Raw genomic sequence first — 16335 nt, forward strand, 5'->3', positions numbered from 1 at the left:
AGGCTATTTGCAAGCACGTTTTTGGCTGGTTTACCCGTAGATGCGTTGGGGCTGTTCTTCGCCCTTAACCGCCGCTTCGGTCACGATGACCTTGGCGACACCCTCCTCGCTGGGGAGGTCGAACATCGTCTGCTGAAGCACGTCCTCGCAGATGGAACGCAGGCCGCGGGCGCCGGTCTTGCGGGCGAGCGCCATACGGGCGATCTCGTGAAGGGCCGCGGCCTCAAACTCAAGCTCAACGTCCTCGAGCTGGAACATCTTACGGTACTGGCGCACCACGGCATTCTTTGGCTCGGTCAGGATCGACACCAGGTCGTCCTCGTCGAGTGCCTGCGTCTGGGTGACGACGGGCGTACGGCCCACGAACTCGGGGATCATGCCAAAGGCGTTGAGGTCCTGCGGGAGCACCTGGCGCAGCAGGTCGTTCTCGTCGACCGAGGTGGGGCCGGCGATCTCGGAGTTAAAGCCTACGCCCTTGTTGCCAACGCGGTCGGCGATAATCTTATCCAGACCCACAAAGGCACCGCCGCAGATGAACAGGATGTTGGTCGTGTCGATCTGCAGCAGCTCCTGCTGGGGATGCTTGCGGCCGCCGGTGGGCGGAACGCTGGCCACCGTGCCCTCAAGAATCTTAAGCAGCGCCTGCTGAACACCCTCGCCCGAAACATCACGGGTAATGGAGAGGTTCTCAGCCTTGCGGGCAATCTTGTCGATCTCGTCAACGTAGATGATGCCAACCTGTGCGCGCTCAATGTCGCCATCGGCAGCATTAATGAGCTTGAGTAGGATGTTCTCCACGTCCTCGCCCACATAGCCGGCCTCGGTGAGCGCGGTGGCATCGGCGATAGCAAACGGCACCTCAAGAATGCGCGCGAGCGTCTGGGCCAGCAGGGTCTTACCGGTACCGGTGGGACCGAGCAGCAGGATGTTGGACTTGGCGAGCTCTACCTCGTCCATATCGTCATCGAACTGCGAGCCCATGTCGTCATCAAAGGCAGACACCGCAGCGCCGCCCTCAATCACGCGGCGATAGTGGTTGTACACGGCCACCGACATGGCGCGCTTGGCGTCCTCCTGACCCATAACATAGGCCGAAAGCTCGTCATAGATCTCGTGCGGCGTCGGCACGTGCGTGATGACCTGGCGATCGTCCTCGAGCTCAAAACCCTCGGTCTCGGGGTCCGCGGCGGGCTGGGATGCAGCCTGGCCGTGGTCGTTGAGGAAGCCCGGCAGCTTGCCGTTGCGGGCAGCGTCCATAAAGTCCGAAGCCAGCGACTCCTCAAGGATCTCGGAGCAGGCGGCAACGCACTCGTCGCAGATAAAGATGTTGGTCGGACCCTTTACAAGGCGGCGAACCTGCCCCTGCTCTTTTCCGCAGAAGGAGCAGCGGATGGGGTTGCCGTTCTCGTCAAAGTTGTCCTGCATGTTTCCTGCCATCCTAGGCGTCCTTCGCGGCGAGATCGCGCGAGGTGACGATACGGTCGATCAGGCCGTAGTCGAGGGCCTCGGCAGCGGTCAGGTAGTTGTCGCGCTCGGTGTCGGCCTGGACCTTCTCGATCGGCTGGCCCGAGGCATCGGACAGGATCTGGTTGAGCTCACGGCGGGTCTTCTTGATCTCCTCGGCCACGATCTCGATCTCGGTCTGCTGACCCTGGGCACCGCCGCTGGGCTGGTGAATCATGACCTTGGAGTGCGGCAGGCAGAAGCGCTTGCCCTTGGCGCCGGCCGAAAGCAGCACGGCAGCCATAGACGCGGCCATACCGACGCAGATGGTGGAGACCTGCGGCTTGATGAAGTTCATGGTGTCAAGAATCGCCAGGCCAGAGTAAACCTCGCCACCGGGCGAATTGATGTAGAGCGAGATATCCTTCTCGGCATCCTGGCTCTCAAGATGCAGCAGCTGGGCAACGACCAGGTTGGCGCTGACGGAGTTGATCTCCTCGCCCAAGAAGATGATGCGGTCGTTGAGCAGGCGCGAATAGATATCGTAGCTGCGCTCGCCGCGCGGCGTCTGCTCGATAACGTATGGCACGAGGGCGGAATCGAACTTAGCGATCATACGCATCTCCATTTCTCTTACGGACCAATAGTGGCTCTAGACAAACGTACGGTGCCCGCATGCTATGCATTGGCTGGCACCGTACGAAGCAACCGGATAACCGGCTTATAACTTTACCCCATCACGGGCACATACATGCGCTCGCGTGCAAGGTGGCGAGAATTACTCGGCGTCCTTGGCGGTCTCGTCGACCTCAGTCACCTTGGCGTTCTCGACCAGGTGATCGACGGCCTTGGAGCGACGGATGGACTCGCGGACGGCAGGCATGCGGCCATCGGCGATGAACTCGGCCTTGGAAGCCTCGACGTCCTTGACGCCAGCCTTCTCGAACTCGGCGTTGATGTCGTCCTCGGTGACCTCAATCTTGAGCTCACGGGCGAGAGCGTCGAGCGCCAGGGACTCACGGGCAACGTCGTTGGCCTGCTTGTGCAGGTCGCCGATGAACTGCTCCATGGTCAGGCCGGAAGCGGGCAGCCAGGTGTCCAGCGTCATGCCGCGGGCAGCGAGGTTGGACAGGAAGTTCTGGCCAAGCTCCTCAAAGACGGACTGCTCGTAGTCGGCGTCCATCTCGTCGAGCTGCAGGCGCTCGGCGAGAGCGGAGACGCAACGGTTCTCCTTCTCGGCCGGGAGGCGGGAAGCCTTGTCCTGCTCGATCTCGATCTTGATGGCGTCGCGCATAGCGTCGATGCTGTCGAAGCCAAAGTCAGACTTGACGAGCTCGTCGGTGAGCTCGGGGGTGTTGCGGACCTTGATGCCCTTGACGGTGACCTCGACGGTGTGGGTCTCGGCCTCCTCGCCCTCCTCGGCCTCGTCGGTCCAGGTGACGGACTTGACGTCGTCAACGTTGGCGCCGATCAGAGCCTCGTTGAACTCGGCGGGGTTGCTGTCGCTACCGGCGATGAGCATACGGCCCTCGGCGGCAAAGTTGTCGGCGTTCTCGACGGCCTTGAGGTCGACGGTAACGTAGTCCTCGGACTCGACAGCGCGGCCCTCGACGTCCTCGAAGGTGGCACGGTAGTTGAGGAGCATCTCGACCTGGTTGTTGATCTCGGACTCGGTGACCTCCGCAGGGGGCATCTCGATCTCGACAGCGTCGAAGGAGGAGAGCTCAGCGGCGGGACGCAGGGAGAACTCGACGGTGTAGGTGTAGTCCTCGTGATCCTTGGCGAGGTCGAGCTCCTTGTAGTCACCGCTCTTGGTGGGGACGATGTCCAGCTCGTTGAGGACGGCGGGCTCGTTGGCGGCGATCAGGTCGTTGGTGGCCTGAGCGAGGGTAGCCTCGGCGCCAAGAGCGGAATCGATGACCGGACGGGGAGCCTTGCCGGCACGGAAGCCCGGGAAGCGGTACTTCTTGGCGGTGTCCTTGTAGGCCTTCTTGATCGCGGCGTCGACGTCGGCGGCCGGGATGGTGACCGTAGCGGTGAGCTTGGCGTCCTTGACGTCAGAAGCGGTGATGTTCAACACGTTCCTCCTCATACTGCCCAGCTTATCTGAGGTGCTGGTACCTTTATGCAACAAAGAGTCGCGACGGCCGAAGCCGACGCAGATGCGTTGGTGCGGGCGAAAGGACTCGAACCTTCACGGGAATCCCACCAGAACCTAAATCTGGCGCGTCTACCAATTCCGCCACGCCCGCATGAGCGCACAGACTAGGAATGATAGCAGATACGAACGACAAGCGCACGCACACGTTTTACAGGCTCACGACCTCACCACGAGTGCGAAAGGCGGGGCGAGTTGCCCCGCCCCGCCCATTACGACTTGTTCGCCGACCCGCTACTCCCCCAGCAGGGCCTTCTCGGGCGTGATCGGCAGCGAGCGCACCTGGTGGCCGGTGGCGTGTGCCACGGCCGAGGCCACGGCGGCGAGCGGCGTGTTGATGACGACCTCGCCGATCGACTTGGCGCCAAACGGGCCCGTAGGCTCGTAGCTCGGCTCAAAGGCCACGCGAATACTGCCGATATCCAGGCGCGTGGGCAGCTTGTAGCTCATAAAGTTGCCGGTGCGCAGGCGGCCGCGGTCGTCGTGCTCGACAATCTCGTAGAGCGCGTGGCCGATGCCCTGGGCAATGCCGCCCTCGGCCTGGACGCGCGCGAGCGCCTCGTTGATCACGGTGCCGCAGTCGACGGCCGCCGCATAGTCCACCACAGTCACCTTGCCGGTGGCCTTGTCGACCTCGACCTCGGCAATGCCGGCCATAAACGGCGGAGGCGAAACGGGCAGGCAGGCAGAGGCATGCGAGGTCAGCGCGTCGCCTCCCGCGATGTTCTTGACGCACAGGTTGGCAAAGTCACGCAGCGTGAGGTAGCGGTTCTGCTCGCGCGCGGCACGCTCGTCGGACAGGCGCACGTACTGGCCATCAAAGACCACGTCGGCGGCGTCCACGTCCCACATCTGGGCGGCCTTAGCGCAGATCTTCTCGCGCAGCTCGGTCGCGGCGTTCTTGGCTGCCAGGCCCGTCACGTACGTACCCGAGCTCGCGTACGAGCCGGCATCGAACGGCGACACGTCGGTGTCCACGCCGCGCACCACAATGAGCGAGCTCTCCACGCCCAACTCCTCGGCGGCAATCTGCGCCAGGATCGTGTCGACGCCCATGCCGTTATCGGTGGCGCCGGTGCCGATGGAAATGAAGCCGTCCTCTTCCAGGCGCATGTCGATGCCGGCGATATCCACGTTGGAAATGCCCGAGCCCTGCATGGTGAGCGCACAGCCCAGAGCACGCACGCGGTCGCCCAGGTCGACGGCCAGCGGCTTGTCGCGCCAACCGACCATGTCCATCGCGCGCAGCAGGCAGCGGTCGAGTGCGCAGGCGTTGAGCTTTTCGTTGTAGTACTGCGGCATGATCTCGCCCTCGCGCACGATGTTCTTAAGGCGCAGGTCGGCGGGGTCCATGTGCAGCATGTCAGCGAGCTCGTTGACGGCACTCTCCACGGCAAACTGGCCCTGGGTGGCACCGTAGCCGCGATACGCGCCGCCGCGGTTGGTATTGGTGTAGACAGCGTCCCAGCTAAAGCGGCTCGCCTTTACATGGTTGTAAATCGGCAGGCTCTTGTGGCCCGAAAGGCCGATCGTCGTGGTGGCGTGCTCGCCGTACGCTCCGGCGTTGGACAGCGTGTGCAGGTCGATGGCCGTGATGGTGCCGTCGTTCATGGCGCCCAGCTTAACGGTCATCTGCATCTGGTGGCGCGAGTTGCCCGCAGTGATGGTCTCCTCGCGGGTGTAGCAGCAGTAGCTCGGACGGCCAGTCTGCTGGGTGACGAACGCCACGAAGATCTCGCAGCAGCCCGTCTGCTTGGAGCCAAAGCCGCCGCCGATGCGCGGCTTAATGACCTGCACCTGCGACTGCGGAATGTCGAGCGACTGCGCGACCATGCGGCGCACGTGGAAGGGCACCTGCGTAGAGGTGGTCACCGAGATGCGGCCGAACGCGTCGGTCGTCGCGAAGGCGCGGAAGGTCTCCATGGGCGCGGTCTGCGTGGCCTGGCTGGTGTAGGTGCGCTCAAAGACGATGTCGCTCTGGGCGAAGGCCTCGTCAAGATCGCCAAAGTCGCTCGTGCCGCTGCACACCAGGTTGCGTGGGACGTCGCCGCCCTGCGGGAACATAAAGGTCACGTCGCCCTCGGGGTGGACCACGATGTCGTTATCGAGCGCCTGGGTAAAGTCGAGCAGGGGCTCGAGCACCTCGTAGTCGACCTTGATGAGCTTGAGCGCCTTGTCGGCAGCCTCCTCGGTCTCGGCGGCGACAATCGTCACCTCTTCGTTTTGGTAACGGACGAGGTTCTCGAGAATCAGGCGGTCGTAGGGACTCGGCTGCGGATAGCTCTGACCGGCGATGGTAAAGCGGCGCTTGGGCACGTCCTCGTAGGTGTAAACGCCCACCACGCCAGGCACCTTCAGGGCGCGCGACGTATCGATGGAGCGGATCTTGGCGCGGGCATAGGGGCTGCGCTTAAGTTTGACGATGAGCGCGCCGGCGGGCACCATATCGCCCGCGTAGACGGGACGGCCCTCGAGCAGGGCCTTCGAGTCCTTCTTGGGCTGCTTGTGGGTGATCTGCTTGTACGAGACACCGTCGCAGCTGGTGTCGTTGACCGGCAGCTCGGGCATCTCAAAGCCCACCTGCACGCCGGACTCGTTGAGGAAGCGGACAATGGCGCGCAGCTGGCTCTCGTAGCCGCTGCAACGGCAGAGGTTGCCGGCGAGCTGGCGCGACAGCTCCTCGCGCGTGGCGACAAGGCTCGGGTCCTCCTTGGCGGCGCGGGCAAGCGCCAGCACGTTCATGATAAGGCCGGGGGCGCAAAAACCGCACTGCTCGGCGCCTTCGGCAGCCATCGCGCGGGCAAGCGCCTCGGACTCGGCCTTGAGGCCCTCAAGCGTGGTGATGGTGTGGCCCTCAACACGGGCGGCGGGAACCGAGCAGCTCAGCACCGGGTCGCCGTCGAGCCACACCGTACACAGACCGCAGTTGGTGGTTTCGCAAGCACAGCGCACCGACGCGCAACCCTGCTCACGCAAAAGCGAAAAGAGCATGGTGTCGGGGGCAATCTGAACCTTGACCTTGCGGACGTTGAGCGTAAAGGAAAGATCGATGAGTTTGGCAGCCATTAGCGCACCTCGCTAGAATCGACGCCGGGCACGCGGCGGCAGGAATACTCGTCCGTGGCAAACTTAGGAATCTGCACGCCCTCGAGCTCGTGCGCAAGCGCGGCCGAAAGCTCGATGCCGGCGGCGCGGCGCACGGCCTGGACGGCGAGCGGGGCCGAGATGCGACGGCGGTAGTCGGCCGAGCCCCACAGGTTGGTTCCGTAGCTCAGGGCACGCACGGATGCAGCAAGGGCGCGAAGCTCGTCCTCGGAAGGCTGCTCGCTGGAAAGGCCACATGCCTCGCCCTGCAGCAGGGTCGCGCGCAACGGGCGGGCGCCCACGGTGACGTGCCAGGAGCCGTCCCACCATGCGGCGGTGACGTTCAGCGAGGGGAAATCGGTCGCGGCCTTGCGCACGGCCTCGTAGCTCGCACGGTAATCGTGCTTGACGACTACGACGTGCTCGATCACGTCGCGCACATAGCCCATATCCACGAACTCCGCGAGCGACACGCGGCCGGCACCCGTCAGCTCAACATAGGAATCGAGCGCGAGGAACGCCGAGAGAACGTCCGAGAAGCCAAAGCGGCCGTAGATGCTGCCGCCCACCGTGGCGGTATTGCGCAGCTGCACGCCCACGATGTCGTGGACGGCGAACTCAAAGACATTGTTGACAAGCGCGTTGAGCCCGGCATGACGCTCGAGCTGGCGCAGGGTGCACATGGCACCGATGCGAAACTCGGTCTCGGTCTCCTCGATCTGATCGAGTCCGCAGGCCGAAAGGTCAATCGCCGTCGCCACACGACGCGAACCCAGGCGCATCCAGATGCCGCCGCCCACAATCTTGTTGTTGCGGTTCTTCTGCAAGAGCTCATAGGCTTCGGCCGCGTTTCCAACACGGACGTAGGTACCGAACTTGAGCACGTTCTCCCCCATCTCTCCACTTGTCCAGTACCTTTAAGTGTACCAAACGAGGGGGCACAGCTCGTGTCGGGACAAAATGAACCGTTTTCCTCCGTCGCATGCGGATCAAAAAGGCTCCCAGCCAAGATGACTGGGAGCCTTCTGCGATGCTATATCGAGCGAAGATTTAGCAGACGCCCTGGGCGAGCATGGCGTCGGCGACCTTCAGGAAGCCGGCGATGTTGGCGCCCATGACGAAGTTGCCCTCCTCGCCGTACTCCTTGGCTGTGTCGTCCACGTTGTGGAACATGCCGCGCATGAGCTGCTCGAGCTTGCCGTCGACCTCCTCGAAGGTCCAGGACAGGTGCTCGGCGTTCTGGCTCATCTCCAGGCCGGACACGAGCACGCCGCCGGCGTTGGCAGCCTTACCGGGCATAAAGGCGACGCCGTTCTCCTGGAAGTAGGTCGTGGCCTCGATGGTCGTGGGCATGTTCGCGCCCTCGCCGACCACCTTGCAGCCGTTGGCGACGAGCGCCTGGGCGTCCTCGAGCAACAGCGTGTTCTCGCGAGCGCAGGGCAGCGCGATGTCGCAGGGAAGCTGCCACACGCCGCGGCCGTCGCCCTCGTGCCACGTGGCATTGGGCTTCTCGTCAACGTACATAGCGAGCGTGACGCCCTTGTCGTGGCCGGAGCGCTTCTTGTTGTAGACATGCTCGAGCACGGTGTAGTCGATGCCGTCGGGATCCTCGACCCAGCCGTGGGTGTCGGAGCAAGCCAGGACCTTGCCGCCGAGCTGGGCGACCTTCTGGACCGCGTAGATAGCGACGTTACCGGAGCCGTGAACGACGACGTTCTTGCCCTCGAAGGACTCGCCGCGGCTCTTGAGGAACTCGTCCACAAAGTAGACCAGACCGTAGCCGGTGGCCTCGGTACGGGCGAGCGAGCCGCCAAAGGAGAGGCCCTTGCCGGTAAGGACGCCGGTCCACTCGTTGGTCAGGCGCTTGTACTGACCGAACATGTAGGCAACCTCGCGGCCGCCAACGCCCAGGTCGCCGGCGGGAACGTCGGTATTGGGGCCAATATGGCGATAGAGCTCGGTCATGAAGGACTGGCAGAAGTGCATAATCTCGTTGTTGGACTTGCCCTTGGGGTCAAAGTCGGAACCGCCCTTGCCGCCGCCCATGGGAAGGGTGGTCAGGCTGTTCTTGAGGATCTGCTCCAGGCCCAGGAACTTGAGCATGCCCAGGGTGACCGTCGGGTTAAAGCGCAGGCCGCCCTTGTAGGGTCCAATGGCAGAGTTGAACTCGACGCGGTAACCGCGGTTGACCTGGACCTTGCCCTGGTCGTCGACCCAGGGGACACGGAACATAACGATGCGCTCGGGCTCGACGAGGCGCTCCAGCAGGGCGGCCTCCTCGTACTCGGGGTGGGCGTCGAGCGCCGGCTGGATGGTACCGAGGATCTCGGTCGCGGCCTGGATGAACTCAGGCTGCTCGGGATAGCGGGCCTTGAGCTCGTCGAGAACTTTCTGCGTGTAGCTCATGCTTCCTCCAATTGATGGAAAAGAAAGGTGTCGTTCGCGGCGCCCCATGCGCCGTGAGCTTTATCGAGTATGGATAATATCGCACTGTTGCAGCAAAGTTACGCATAAGCCGACGGGCAGATGTTTCGTTTTGATTACGATGCAGGTAGAGGCGTTTTTGAGTGCCTGACGTGCAAAACCCGTGTTTCAAACCTGTTTCGTCCACGTGTTCCAAACCACCACAAAGGGGCCTGTCCCCAATGTGGTGGTTTTGGTGGTTAGAGGACGAGTTGGTGGTAGTCGGCGGGGGTTACGCGGCCCTCGGTGGCGGCGCGGAAGGCGGCGAGGGCATCGCCCGAGAACGGCATGGCCCAGCACAGTCCGCAGCCGGCGGTGATGGAGCCGGGCAGCGGCATGATGCGCCCGGGAACACCGGCGGCAAGGCACAGCTGCTCGCATTCCATCACATCGAACGTGCTGTCGAACGATACGATGATCTTGCGTTCGTGGTCGAGGGCATCACCGGACGGGCCTTCGCGGTGTGCCTCACGATACGCCGCGGCGGTCGCTTCCTCTTCCGCGGTATGCCCGCAGCCTCCGCAGCCGCAGGTACAGGGTTCGGACCCGTCGCAAGTGCAAGGTTCTCCCGTGTCGGGACAAATATCGTGAGACATGGCAACTCCAATCGTCTAGGCAAGCAACTCGGCCGCCGCAAACTCCTCGGGCGTATTGACGTTCTCGAAGCAGAGCGTCGAGCCCGCGGCCTTAACGATCTGCGGCTCATCCATATAACCAGCTTGAACGCGATTGATCAGGCAGCGAATGCGTTGGCGGTCGCAGGCGAGCAGCTCTTGGGCAACCGGCGCGCACGCGTCACGGCGCCAGACAGCGCAAAGCGGCTCAATCCCCCGCTCCTCGCGCGGCACGCACACATCGAGCGCCTCGGCCTCAACACGATCGGCAAGCGCGCCGATGAGTTCCGGCGAGACAAACGGCATATCGCAGGCAACGATCGCCACGAGCGGCAATCGGGCCGCGGCCAACGAGCTCGCGATGCCGCGCATGGCGCCCGCCGACCCTTCAAGATCCGCCACCACACGCGGCACCAGGCCGCCAAACGTGTGCTCCTCAAGGTAGGCAAGCTCGCTGGGACGCGAAGTCGTCACGACCAACTCGCCGGCAACTGGCGCCAGCCGACCCAGCACGCGCTCGATGAGCGGCTCGCCGCAAAACGCCATGCGCGCCTTATCGCAGCCCATGCGCGAGGACAGCCCGCCCGCCTGGACGACACAAGAAAGATCGGCCCGTCTTACGGTAGTCATACGGCAAACCACCCCCATCGGCATACTCAAAACCCGGCACACGAAGCCAAATACCGTCGCCGATAAAGCGGACGGCACGGCAAACCCGCGCAAAAACAAAACAGCGCCTTTGCGGCACGCAGCAAGACCGCGAGCACAAAAGCGCTGATAGCATATGGCGGGAACGTATGTGAATCGAACACATCCAAGACGTTTTGCACGCCTCGCAACGGTTTTGAGGACCGCGGAGCCCACCGGAGCCCATCCGTTCCCAAGTGCGGAGGTATTTTACCAAACCGAGCAGTCAATCTAGCGTAGGGACCTCAGGCCGCCGGCCTCCTTGTCGAGCACTGTAAAGCGCACAGCATCCAGGTGCTCCAAGATGCTGATGGCACGTTTGCGCGACACGCCCAGCGCCTCGCGCAATACACTCGTGGTGGCAGCGCCACCGGCATCGGCGATAGCGGCGGCGACAAGCTCGCGCGCGTGCGACTCCACGGTGTCGGACAAGGCAACGTCGCGCTCGATCTTCACGATGGAACGGTTGAGCGAAAGCTCGCGCAGGGCACGCGTCATGGTGTCGCGATCGAGCTGCAACCGCTCGCCCATCTCGGGCAACGTCGGTGCATCGAGGCCGGCTTCATCCAGCAAGGCAACGATACGTTCGCAGGCCTCGCGCACCACACGCGCCGCGGCGGCAGCGGAGTGCGGATCGAACACCTCGGCGCCCTCGGCGGCACAAACGCCGCGCGAGCAGCCCTCGGAAATCAGGGCTGCGGCAACTGTATCACCAGCGGTAGGCCACGCAGCATGGGCAACGGCGCCGGGCGTAAAGCCCGTCTCCTTGGGAGCCGCCGCGTGCATGGCTGACAGGGTCGCCGCCAGCGCATCCATCGCGGCGTCGAGCACCGCGGCGTCCGCCAAGAGATCCGCATCACCCACGGCAAGCTTGCGAACGGAGCCCTGCGCCACAAACCCGCGCAGTGCGGCATCGACCTCGCCGACACCAAGATCCAAAGCCTCGGCAACATCAACCGCCGTAACCGGCAGCGCCTGCAACGCCAGCCAAGCGCCCACACCGCCCGCGATATCGCCGGACTCGAGCGCCGCATACAGCGCACGCTCCCCTTCGACAAGCTCGCGCGAGCGACGGCAGCGCGAAAGCATCACGCGCCCGCCGCCAATAAGCATCACGGGCGAATAGGACAGCACCACGGCATGGTCCCCGGCGCGTAGCGGCAGCGAGTTTTCCAAGCGCACCTGAACAATACGGGTCTCGCCCACCGCCATGGGGGCCTCGCCCTCCATGAACATGATGCGACCGACGACCTCGGCCGTACCCGCCATCACGTGCACACGCGCACCCGACTCGAGCACGCGCGGCTTGGCGCCCTCGCGGCCCAGATACGTAAACGTCATCATAAAGCGCAGCGTCTGGCCTAAGCGGCCCTCTACGCCGAGCATCTCACCGCGATCGAGCACCGCGACGCCATCGCCTACCAGGTTGAGCGCTACACGCTGACCGGGCAGCGCCCGCTGTGTGTCGCCATGCACCTGAATTCCGCGCACGCGGCAGGTCGTACGCGGCGGTAGCGCGACGAGTTCGTCGCCCACCGCGATCGGCGCATCGTGCAGCGTTCCCGTCACGACTGTGCCGGCGCCCTTGATCGTAAAGCAGCGGTCAATCGGCAGGCGCGGCGCGGCGTCGGTTCGCTCGGCACGACCGCGGCAAGCATCCCAGCAAGCATCCACGCACTCGTCGAGCACGGCCAGCAGCGAATCAATCCCCACGCCCGTCTTAGACGACACGGGCACGATCGGAGAGCCGGCAAATACCGTGCCCGACAAAAAGTCATCAACATCGAGCTCGGCAAGTTCGGTCATCTCGGCATCAGCCAGGTCGCACATCGTCAGCGCGACCACCATGTGCGAAACGCCCAACAGCTCCAGCACATGCACGTGCTCGCGCGTCTGCGGCATCACGCCCTCGACGGCCGAAACCACCAGTACGGCCACATCGATGCCCGTGGCGCCCTGCACCATGGCGCGCAGGTAGTGCGCATGTCCCGGCACATCGACCAGGCCAACGATCTTGCCGCTCGGCAGGGCCAGCTCGCCAAAGCCGAGCTCCACGGTCATGCCGCGGCGACGCTCAACTTCCAAGCGGTCGGGGTTTTTGCCGGTCAGGGCCTCAATGAGCGCCGACTTGCCATGGTCGACGTGGCCCGCCGTGCCCACGATGACGGGGCATTCCACGAGTGTGTTATCCGGGCTCATCGGCGCGCCGCCTTGGCAACGCACGCGGAAAGCGTCGAGGCCGCGGTCTCGATATCGCGGTCGCCCACGAGCGTGCGAACGTCAAACAGGATGCGATCATGCGAGGTGCGCGTGACGACCGGCGTGTCGAAGTCTTGGACAAGCGAGCGCTTGAGTGCGTCGACCGTCAGGCGCTCGTCAACAAGGCGCACGGCAACGCACATCGTCGGCAGCTCAACGGTGGGCAGCGATCCGCCACCGGGGGTCGACGACTCCTCGACGATCTCCAGCTCAACGGCGCACGGGCAGCCGGCTTTATCGAGCCCAGCCGCCATAAGGTCGCGCAGCTTGCGTGCACGACGCTCCAGATGAGCTTGCGGAAGCGTAAGCATGCTGAGCACCGGAATGTCGCGATGGGCCACATCGGCGCCGTCCATGTAGATGCGCAGCGTAGCCTCGAGCGCCGTCAGCGCGAGCTTACCCGGGCGCAGGGCGCGCATGAGCGGATGCGAGCCGCAGGCCTGGATCAGGTCGCGACGGCCCATGATAATGCCCGCCTGCGCGGCACCGAGCAGTTTATCGCCCGAGCACGACACGATGTCGAGCCCGGCGGCGACCGAGGTCGGCGTGGTCTCCTCGCCGCCGCGGACCAGGATGTCGTCGGGCAGCAGCGCGCCCGAGCCCTGGTCCTCGTAGAACAGCAGTCCATGCTTGTGGGCCAGCGCGGCAAGCTCCCTGGAGCTCACTTCCTCGTGAAAGCCCTCGATGCGGTAGTTGGAAGGGTGGACCTTCAGGATCATAGCCGTGTCGGGCGTGATGGCGCGCTCGTAATCGACCAGGTGCGTGCGGTTGGTGGCACCGACCTCGACAAGTCGCGCACCCGAGGCTGCCATGACATCGGGGATGCGGAAGCTACCACCGATCTCGACGAGCTCGCCGCGGCTCACGATGACCTCTTTGCCCGCGGCATGGGTGGCCAGCACCAGCAGCACCGCGGCGGCATTGTTATTGACAACGAGCGCATCTTCGGCACCGGTAAGCGAGCGAATCAGCTGTGCGGCGTGCTCCTTGCGCGACCCGCGCGAACAGGTGTCGACGCTGTACTCGAGCGTGCTGTACCCGCGCGCGACCTCGGCCACGGCCTTGGCAGCCGACTCCGCGAGCGGAGCGCGACCCAGGTTGGTATGGATGACCACGCCCGTGGCGTTAACGGCCGGGCGCAGGCTCGGCAGCGCAGAGCGATGCGCACGGAATTCGATGGCCGATGCCAGCTCGCGCTTGGAACGCGGGGCAGCGCCGGCGCGGATGGCGGCACGTTCCTCGTCGAGCTCGGCCGTGACAGCGGCATGGACCACCGCGTCGCACGTCTCCCCCGCCGCCTTCACCACCGGCCACTCGGCGAGCAACTCGTTGACAGAAGGGATGGCGCGCAGACAGGCGCGCACCTCATCGGAAATGTTCTGGCTATCGCTCATGTGCGGCCTTTCAAAACAAACGTGGATCAGCCAAATGAATCGGCTGAGTCAATTACTCGTCATTATCCCCGCGCGGCGCAATCTTTTCCACGCGAACGGCGTTTTCTTGGGTGAGCGCAGCACCCGTAATGGGATCCCAGCGCAGCGGCATGTGGTCGAGCGGGCCGACGCCAAGCGCTTGGGCACCATCCACACCAGCACCGAACGAACGCCCGCCCGGAGCCGCCGACGTAAAGATGCACGCCGGATGCAGATAGGGCGTGGTCTCCACGCGCACACAGTCGCGACCCATGTCGCTCACCAGCTCGACGACCTCGCCGTTGGCGATGCCCATGCGCGCGGCGACGTCGGCATTCATCTGCACGGCATCCAGGTCGGAGCCTGACTCGGCGGCACCGGCCGCGGCGAGCCTACGCGACGTATGCGACTCAAAGGGCCGGTTGCCGCTAATGAGGCGAAACATCCCCGGTCCGGGCTCCACCATGGGCGCAATCCAGCCGGGAACATGACCCAAGCCGGCGCGCTCCCACACGTCGCTTGCCAGCGAAATCTTGCCACCGTCGAGCGGAATCACCGGCTCGCCCGTACGCGGCGGCAGCGGCACGCCCGTGTCGGCCCAGCCGCGCTCCTTGAGCGTAGCCAGGTCGATTCCAAACGGGGCCACCTGGGCCGCCGCAAGGTCATCCGGCGAAAAGTCAAAGTACTCGCCCACGCCGCAGGCAGCAGCCAGGCCGGCAAAAATCTCTCGGCCGGGACGCGTGTCGTCATGCAGCACGGGCAGCACCGCGTTGCGGTAGAACACGCGCGCATCGTTGCGACCCACGACCGTACCCACGCCGCGGTCGGCCTCCAAATATGTCACATCGGGCAGGACAAAGTCGGACGCACGCGCCGTCTCGGACCAGCGGATATCGATGGTCACGAGCAGGTCGAGCTGCTGCAAGATGCCAAGCCACGCATCGGCGTTGCCATAGCCCGCACCGGGATTGCTGGCATAGACGATGAGCCCGCGCAGGTCACCGGCAAGAATGGACTGGCCAATGGTCGTGCACAGACCGCGCACCGGATCGACGAGCGGATAGTGCTCGGAGCCCAACTTGGGCTCTCGCGGCACCGGCGGCGTCGCAAAGCGCGCAGGGTCCAAGTCGCCCAGCGCAAGCGGCGTCGGCGGGTTGAGTGCACCGCCCACATGTCCCAGGCAGCCCAGTAACACATCGACCAGGCAGATAGCGCGCGCCGTCTGGGTGCTGTTGGCATACGCGATGCCAATGCCACCGTGGAAGCCCGCATCGACCACGGCGGCGGGCGCCGCAGCGGCCAAATCTCGCGCCGTCGCGACAATCTCGTCGGCCGGCACATCACACATCGACTCAGCCCACTCGGGCGTCCAGGCACAAGCCGCCTGCGCCAGCTCATCAAAGCCCGTGGTATAGCGGGCCACAAAGTCGCGATCGTACAGGTCCTCGGTTATCAGCACGTGCGCAATACCCAAAAGCAATGCCAAGTCGCAGCCCGGGCGCACGCGCAGCCAGCGGTCGGCAAGCGCGGCCGAGCCGCTGCGCCGCGGATCCACCACAATGATCTTGGCGCCGCGGCGGCGCGCATCGTTGAGCGCATCAACAGCCCCCATCGTCGACGAATCCACGATGGAGCGCCCCAGGTACATAATGCAATCGGTGTGCGCGAGGTCGGACGCCGGACTGTAGCCCAAGCTGTGCTCCCAGCCGGTCAGACGGCTCACCTCGCAGGCGCCATCGGCACCGTACACGTTGGGCGACCCCAGCGCATGCATAAAGCGATAGGCCCAATACCGGTCGAACGAGGGCACGCCGAGCGTCATGCCCAGCGCACGGGCGCCATGCGCGTCCACTATCCCCGCAAGGCGCGCCGCGATCTGAGCAAACGCCTCGTCCCAGCTCACCGCATCGAACCCCGAGCCATCCTCACGGCGGCGCATGGGGTGCAAGATGCGGTCGCGCTCGTCAAACGGCATGGATAGGCGATGCCGCCCGCGGGCGCACAGGGCGCGCGCCGCACACGGATGCCCCGGCACCGGCAGCTCGGCCACCACACGCCCGTCCTTAATATGGGCCGCAAAGGCGCAATCGGCATAGCATCCCCCGCACGTGGTCACCACGGCGCGACCGTCACACTCAACAGCAGATGCCATCTCGATTATTCCTTTCCAACCAAAGCACAAAGACCAACGGGCGATCAACAGGCCCCAAGGCCA

General features: G+C 64.5%; 11 protein-coding genes, 2 tRNA genes and 1 pseudogene. All 14 read right to left on the reverse strand.

The window, feature by feature from the left end:
• Positions 1 to 30 precede the first annotated feature (30 nt).
• The gene (gene clpX, locus AB5Z14_RS02375; RefSeq protein ID WP_117639235.1) at positions 31 to 1437 is read right to left on the reverse strand and encodes an ATP-dependent Clp protease ATP-binding subunit ClpX; all 1407 of its coding nucleotides are present in this window, start codon (positions 1435 to 1437) and stop codon (positions 31 to 33) included.
• Position 1438: 1 nt separating this feature from the next.
• A complete protein-coding gene (locus AB5Z14_RS02380) occupies positions 1439 to 2059 on the reverse strand; it encodes an ATP-dependent Clp protease proteolytic subunit (protein WP_022095182.1) in 621 nt (206 codons plus the stop codon).
• Positions 2060 to 2221: 162 nt separating this feature from the next.
• Positions 2222 to 3523, reverse strand: a complete 1302-nt coding sequence (gene tig, locus AB5Z14_RS02385; protein WP_231501567.1) for a trigger factor — start codon at positions 3521 to 3523, stop codon at positions 2222 to 2224.
• An 88-nt stretch (positions 3524 to 3611) separates the two neighbouring features.
• Positions 3612 to 3695 (reverse strand) — tRNA-Leu (locus AB5Z14_RS02390).
• Between the two features lie 140 nt (positions 3696 to 3835).
• Entirely contained in the window at positions 3836 to 6046 is a 2211-nt protein-coding gene (locus tag AB5Z14_RS02395) for a xanthine dehydrogenase family protein molybdopterin-binding subunit (RefSeq protein ID WP_438265647.1), read from the reverse strand.
• 177 nt (positions 6047 to 6223) lie between these two features.
• Positions 6224 to 6667, reverse strand: a pseudogene (locus tag AB5Z14_RS10185) ((2Fe-2S)-binding protein); the annotation flags it as partial.
• Positions 6667 to 7569, reverse strand: coding sequence for an FAD binding domain-containing protein (locus tag AB5Z14_RS02400; RefSeq protein ID WP_368130122.1), 903 nt, complete (start codon positions 7567 to 7569; stop codon positions 6667 to 6669). The pseudogene AB5Z14_RS10185 and the gene AB5Z14_RS02400, both read right to left, overlap by 1 nt.
• A gap of 166 nt (positions 7570 to 7735) precedes the next feature.
• Positions 7736 to 9091, reverse strand: coding sequence for an NADP-specific glutamate dehydrogenase (gene gdhA, locus AB5Z14_RS02405; RefSeq protein ID WP_368130123.1), 1356 nt, complete (start codon positions 9089 to 9091; stop codon positions 7736 to 7738).
• A 257-nt stretch (positions 9092 to 9348) separates the two neighbouring features.
• Positions 9349 to 9744 (reverse strand): putative Se/S carrier protein, encoded by a 396-nt coding sequence (locus tag AB5Z14_RS02410; protein ID WP_368130124.1) that lies wholly within the window; start codon positions 9742 to 9744, stop codon positions 9349 to 9351.
• Between the two features lie 15 nt (positions 9745 to 9759).
• Positions 9760 to 10392: a molybdenum cofactor guanylyltransferase gene (gene mobA / locus AB5Z14_RS02415; protein WP_195620618.1), complete on the reverse strand. Its 633-nt coding sequence runs from the start codon at positions 10390 to 10392 to the stop codon at positions 9760 to 9762.
• A gap of 155 nt (positions 10393 to 10547) precedes the next feature.
• Positions 10548 to 10644 (reverse strand) — tRNA-Sec (locus AB5Z14_RS02420).
• 36 nt (positions 10645 to 10680) lie between these two features.
• Positions 10681 to 12648, reverse strand: coding sequence for a selenocysteine-specific translation elongation factor (gene selB, locus AB5Z14_RS02425; protein WP_368130125.1), 1968 nt, complete (start codon positions 12646 to 12648; stop codon positions 10681 to 10683).
• On the reverse strand, positions 12645 to 14102 hold the full coding sequence (gene selA, locus AB5Z14_RS02430) for an L-seryl-tRNA(Sec) selenium transferase (RefSeq protein ID WP_368130126.1): 1458 nt from the start codon (positions 14100 to 14102) through the stop codon (positions 12645 to 12647). The genes selB and selA overlap by 4 nt, the downstream gene beginning before the upstream one ends.
• 52 nt (positions 14103 to 14154) lie before the next feature.
• The gene (locus AB5Z14_RS02435) at positions 14155 to 16272 is read right to left on the reverse strand and encodes a molybdopterin-containing oxidoreductase family protein (RefSeq protein ID WP_368130127.1); all 2118 of its coding nucleotides are present in this window, start codon (positions 16270 to 16272) and stop codon (positions 14155 to 14157) included.
• Positions 16273 to 16335 lie beyond the last annotated feature (63 nt).

The sequence above is a fragment of the Collinsella aerofaciens genome (genome assembly GCF_040910265.1).
Classification (GTDB): Bacteria; Actinomycetota; Coriobacteriia; order Coriobacteriales; family Coriobacteriaceae; genus Collinsella; species Collinsella aerofaciens_BK.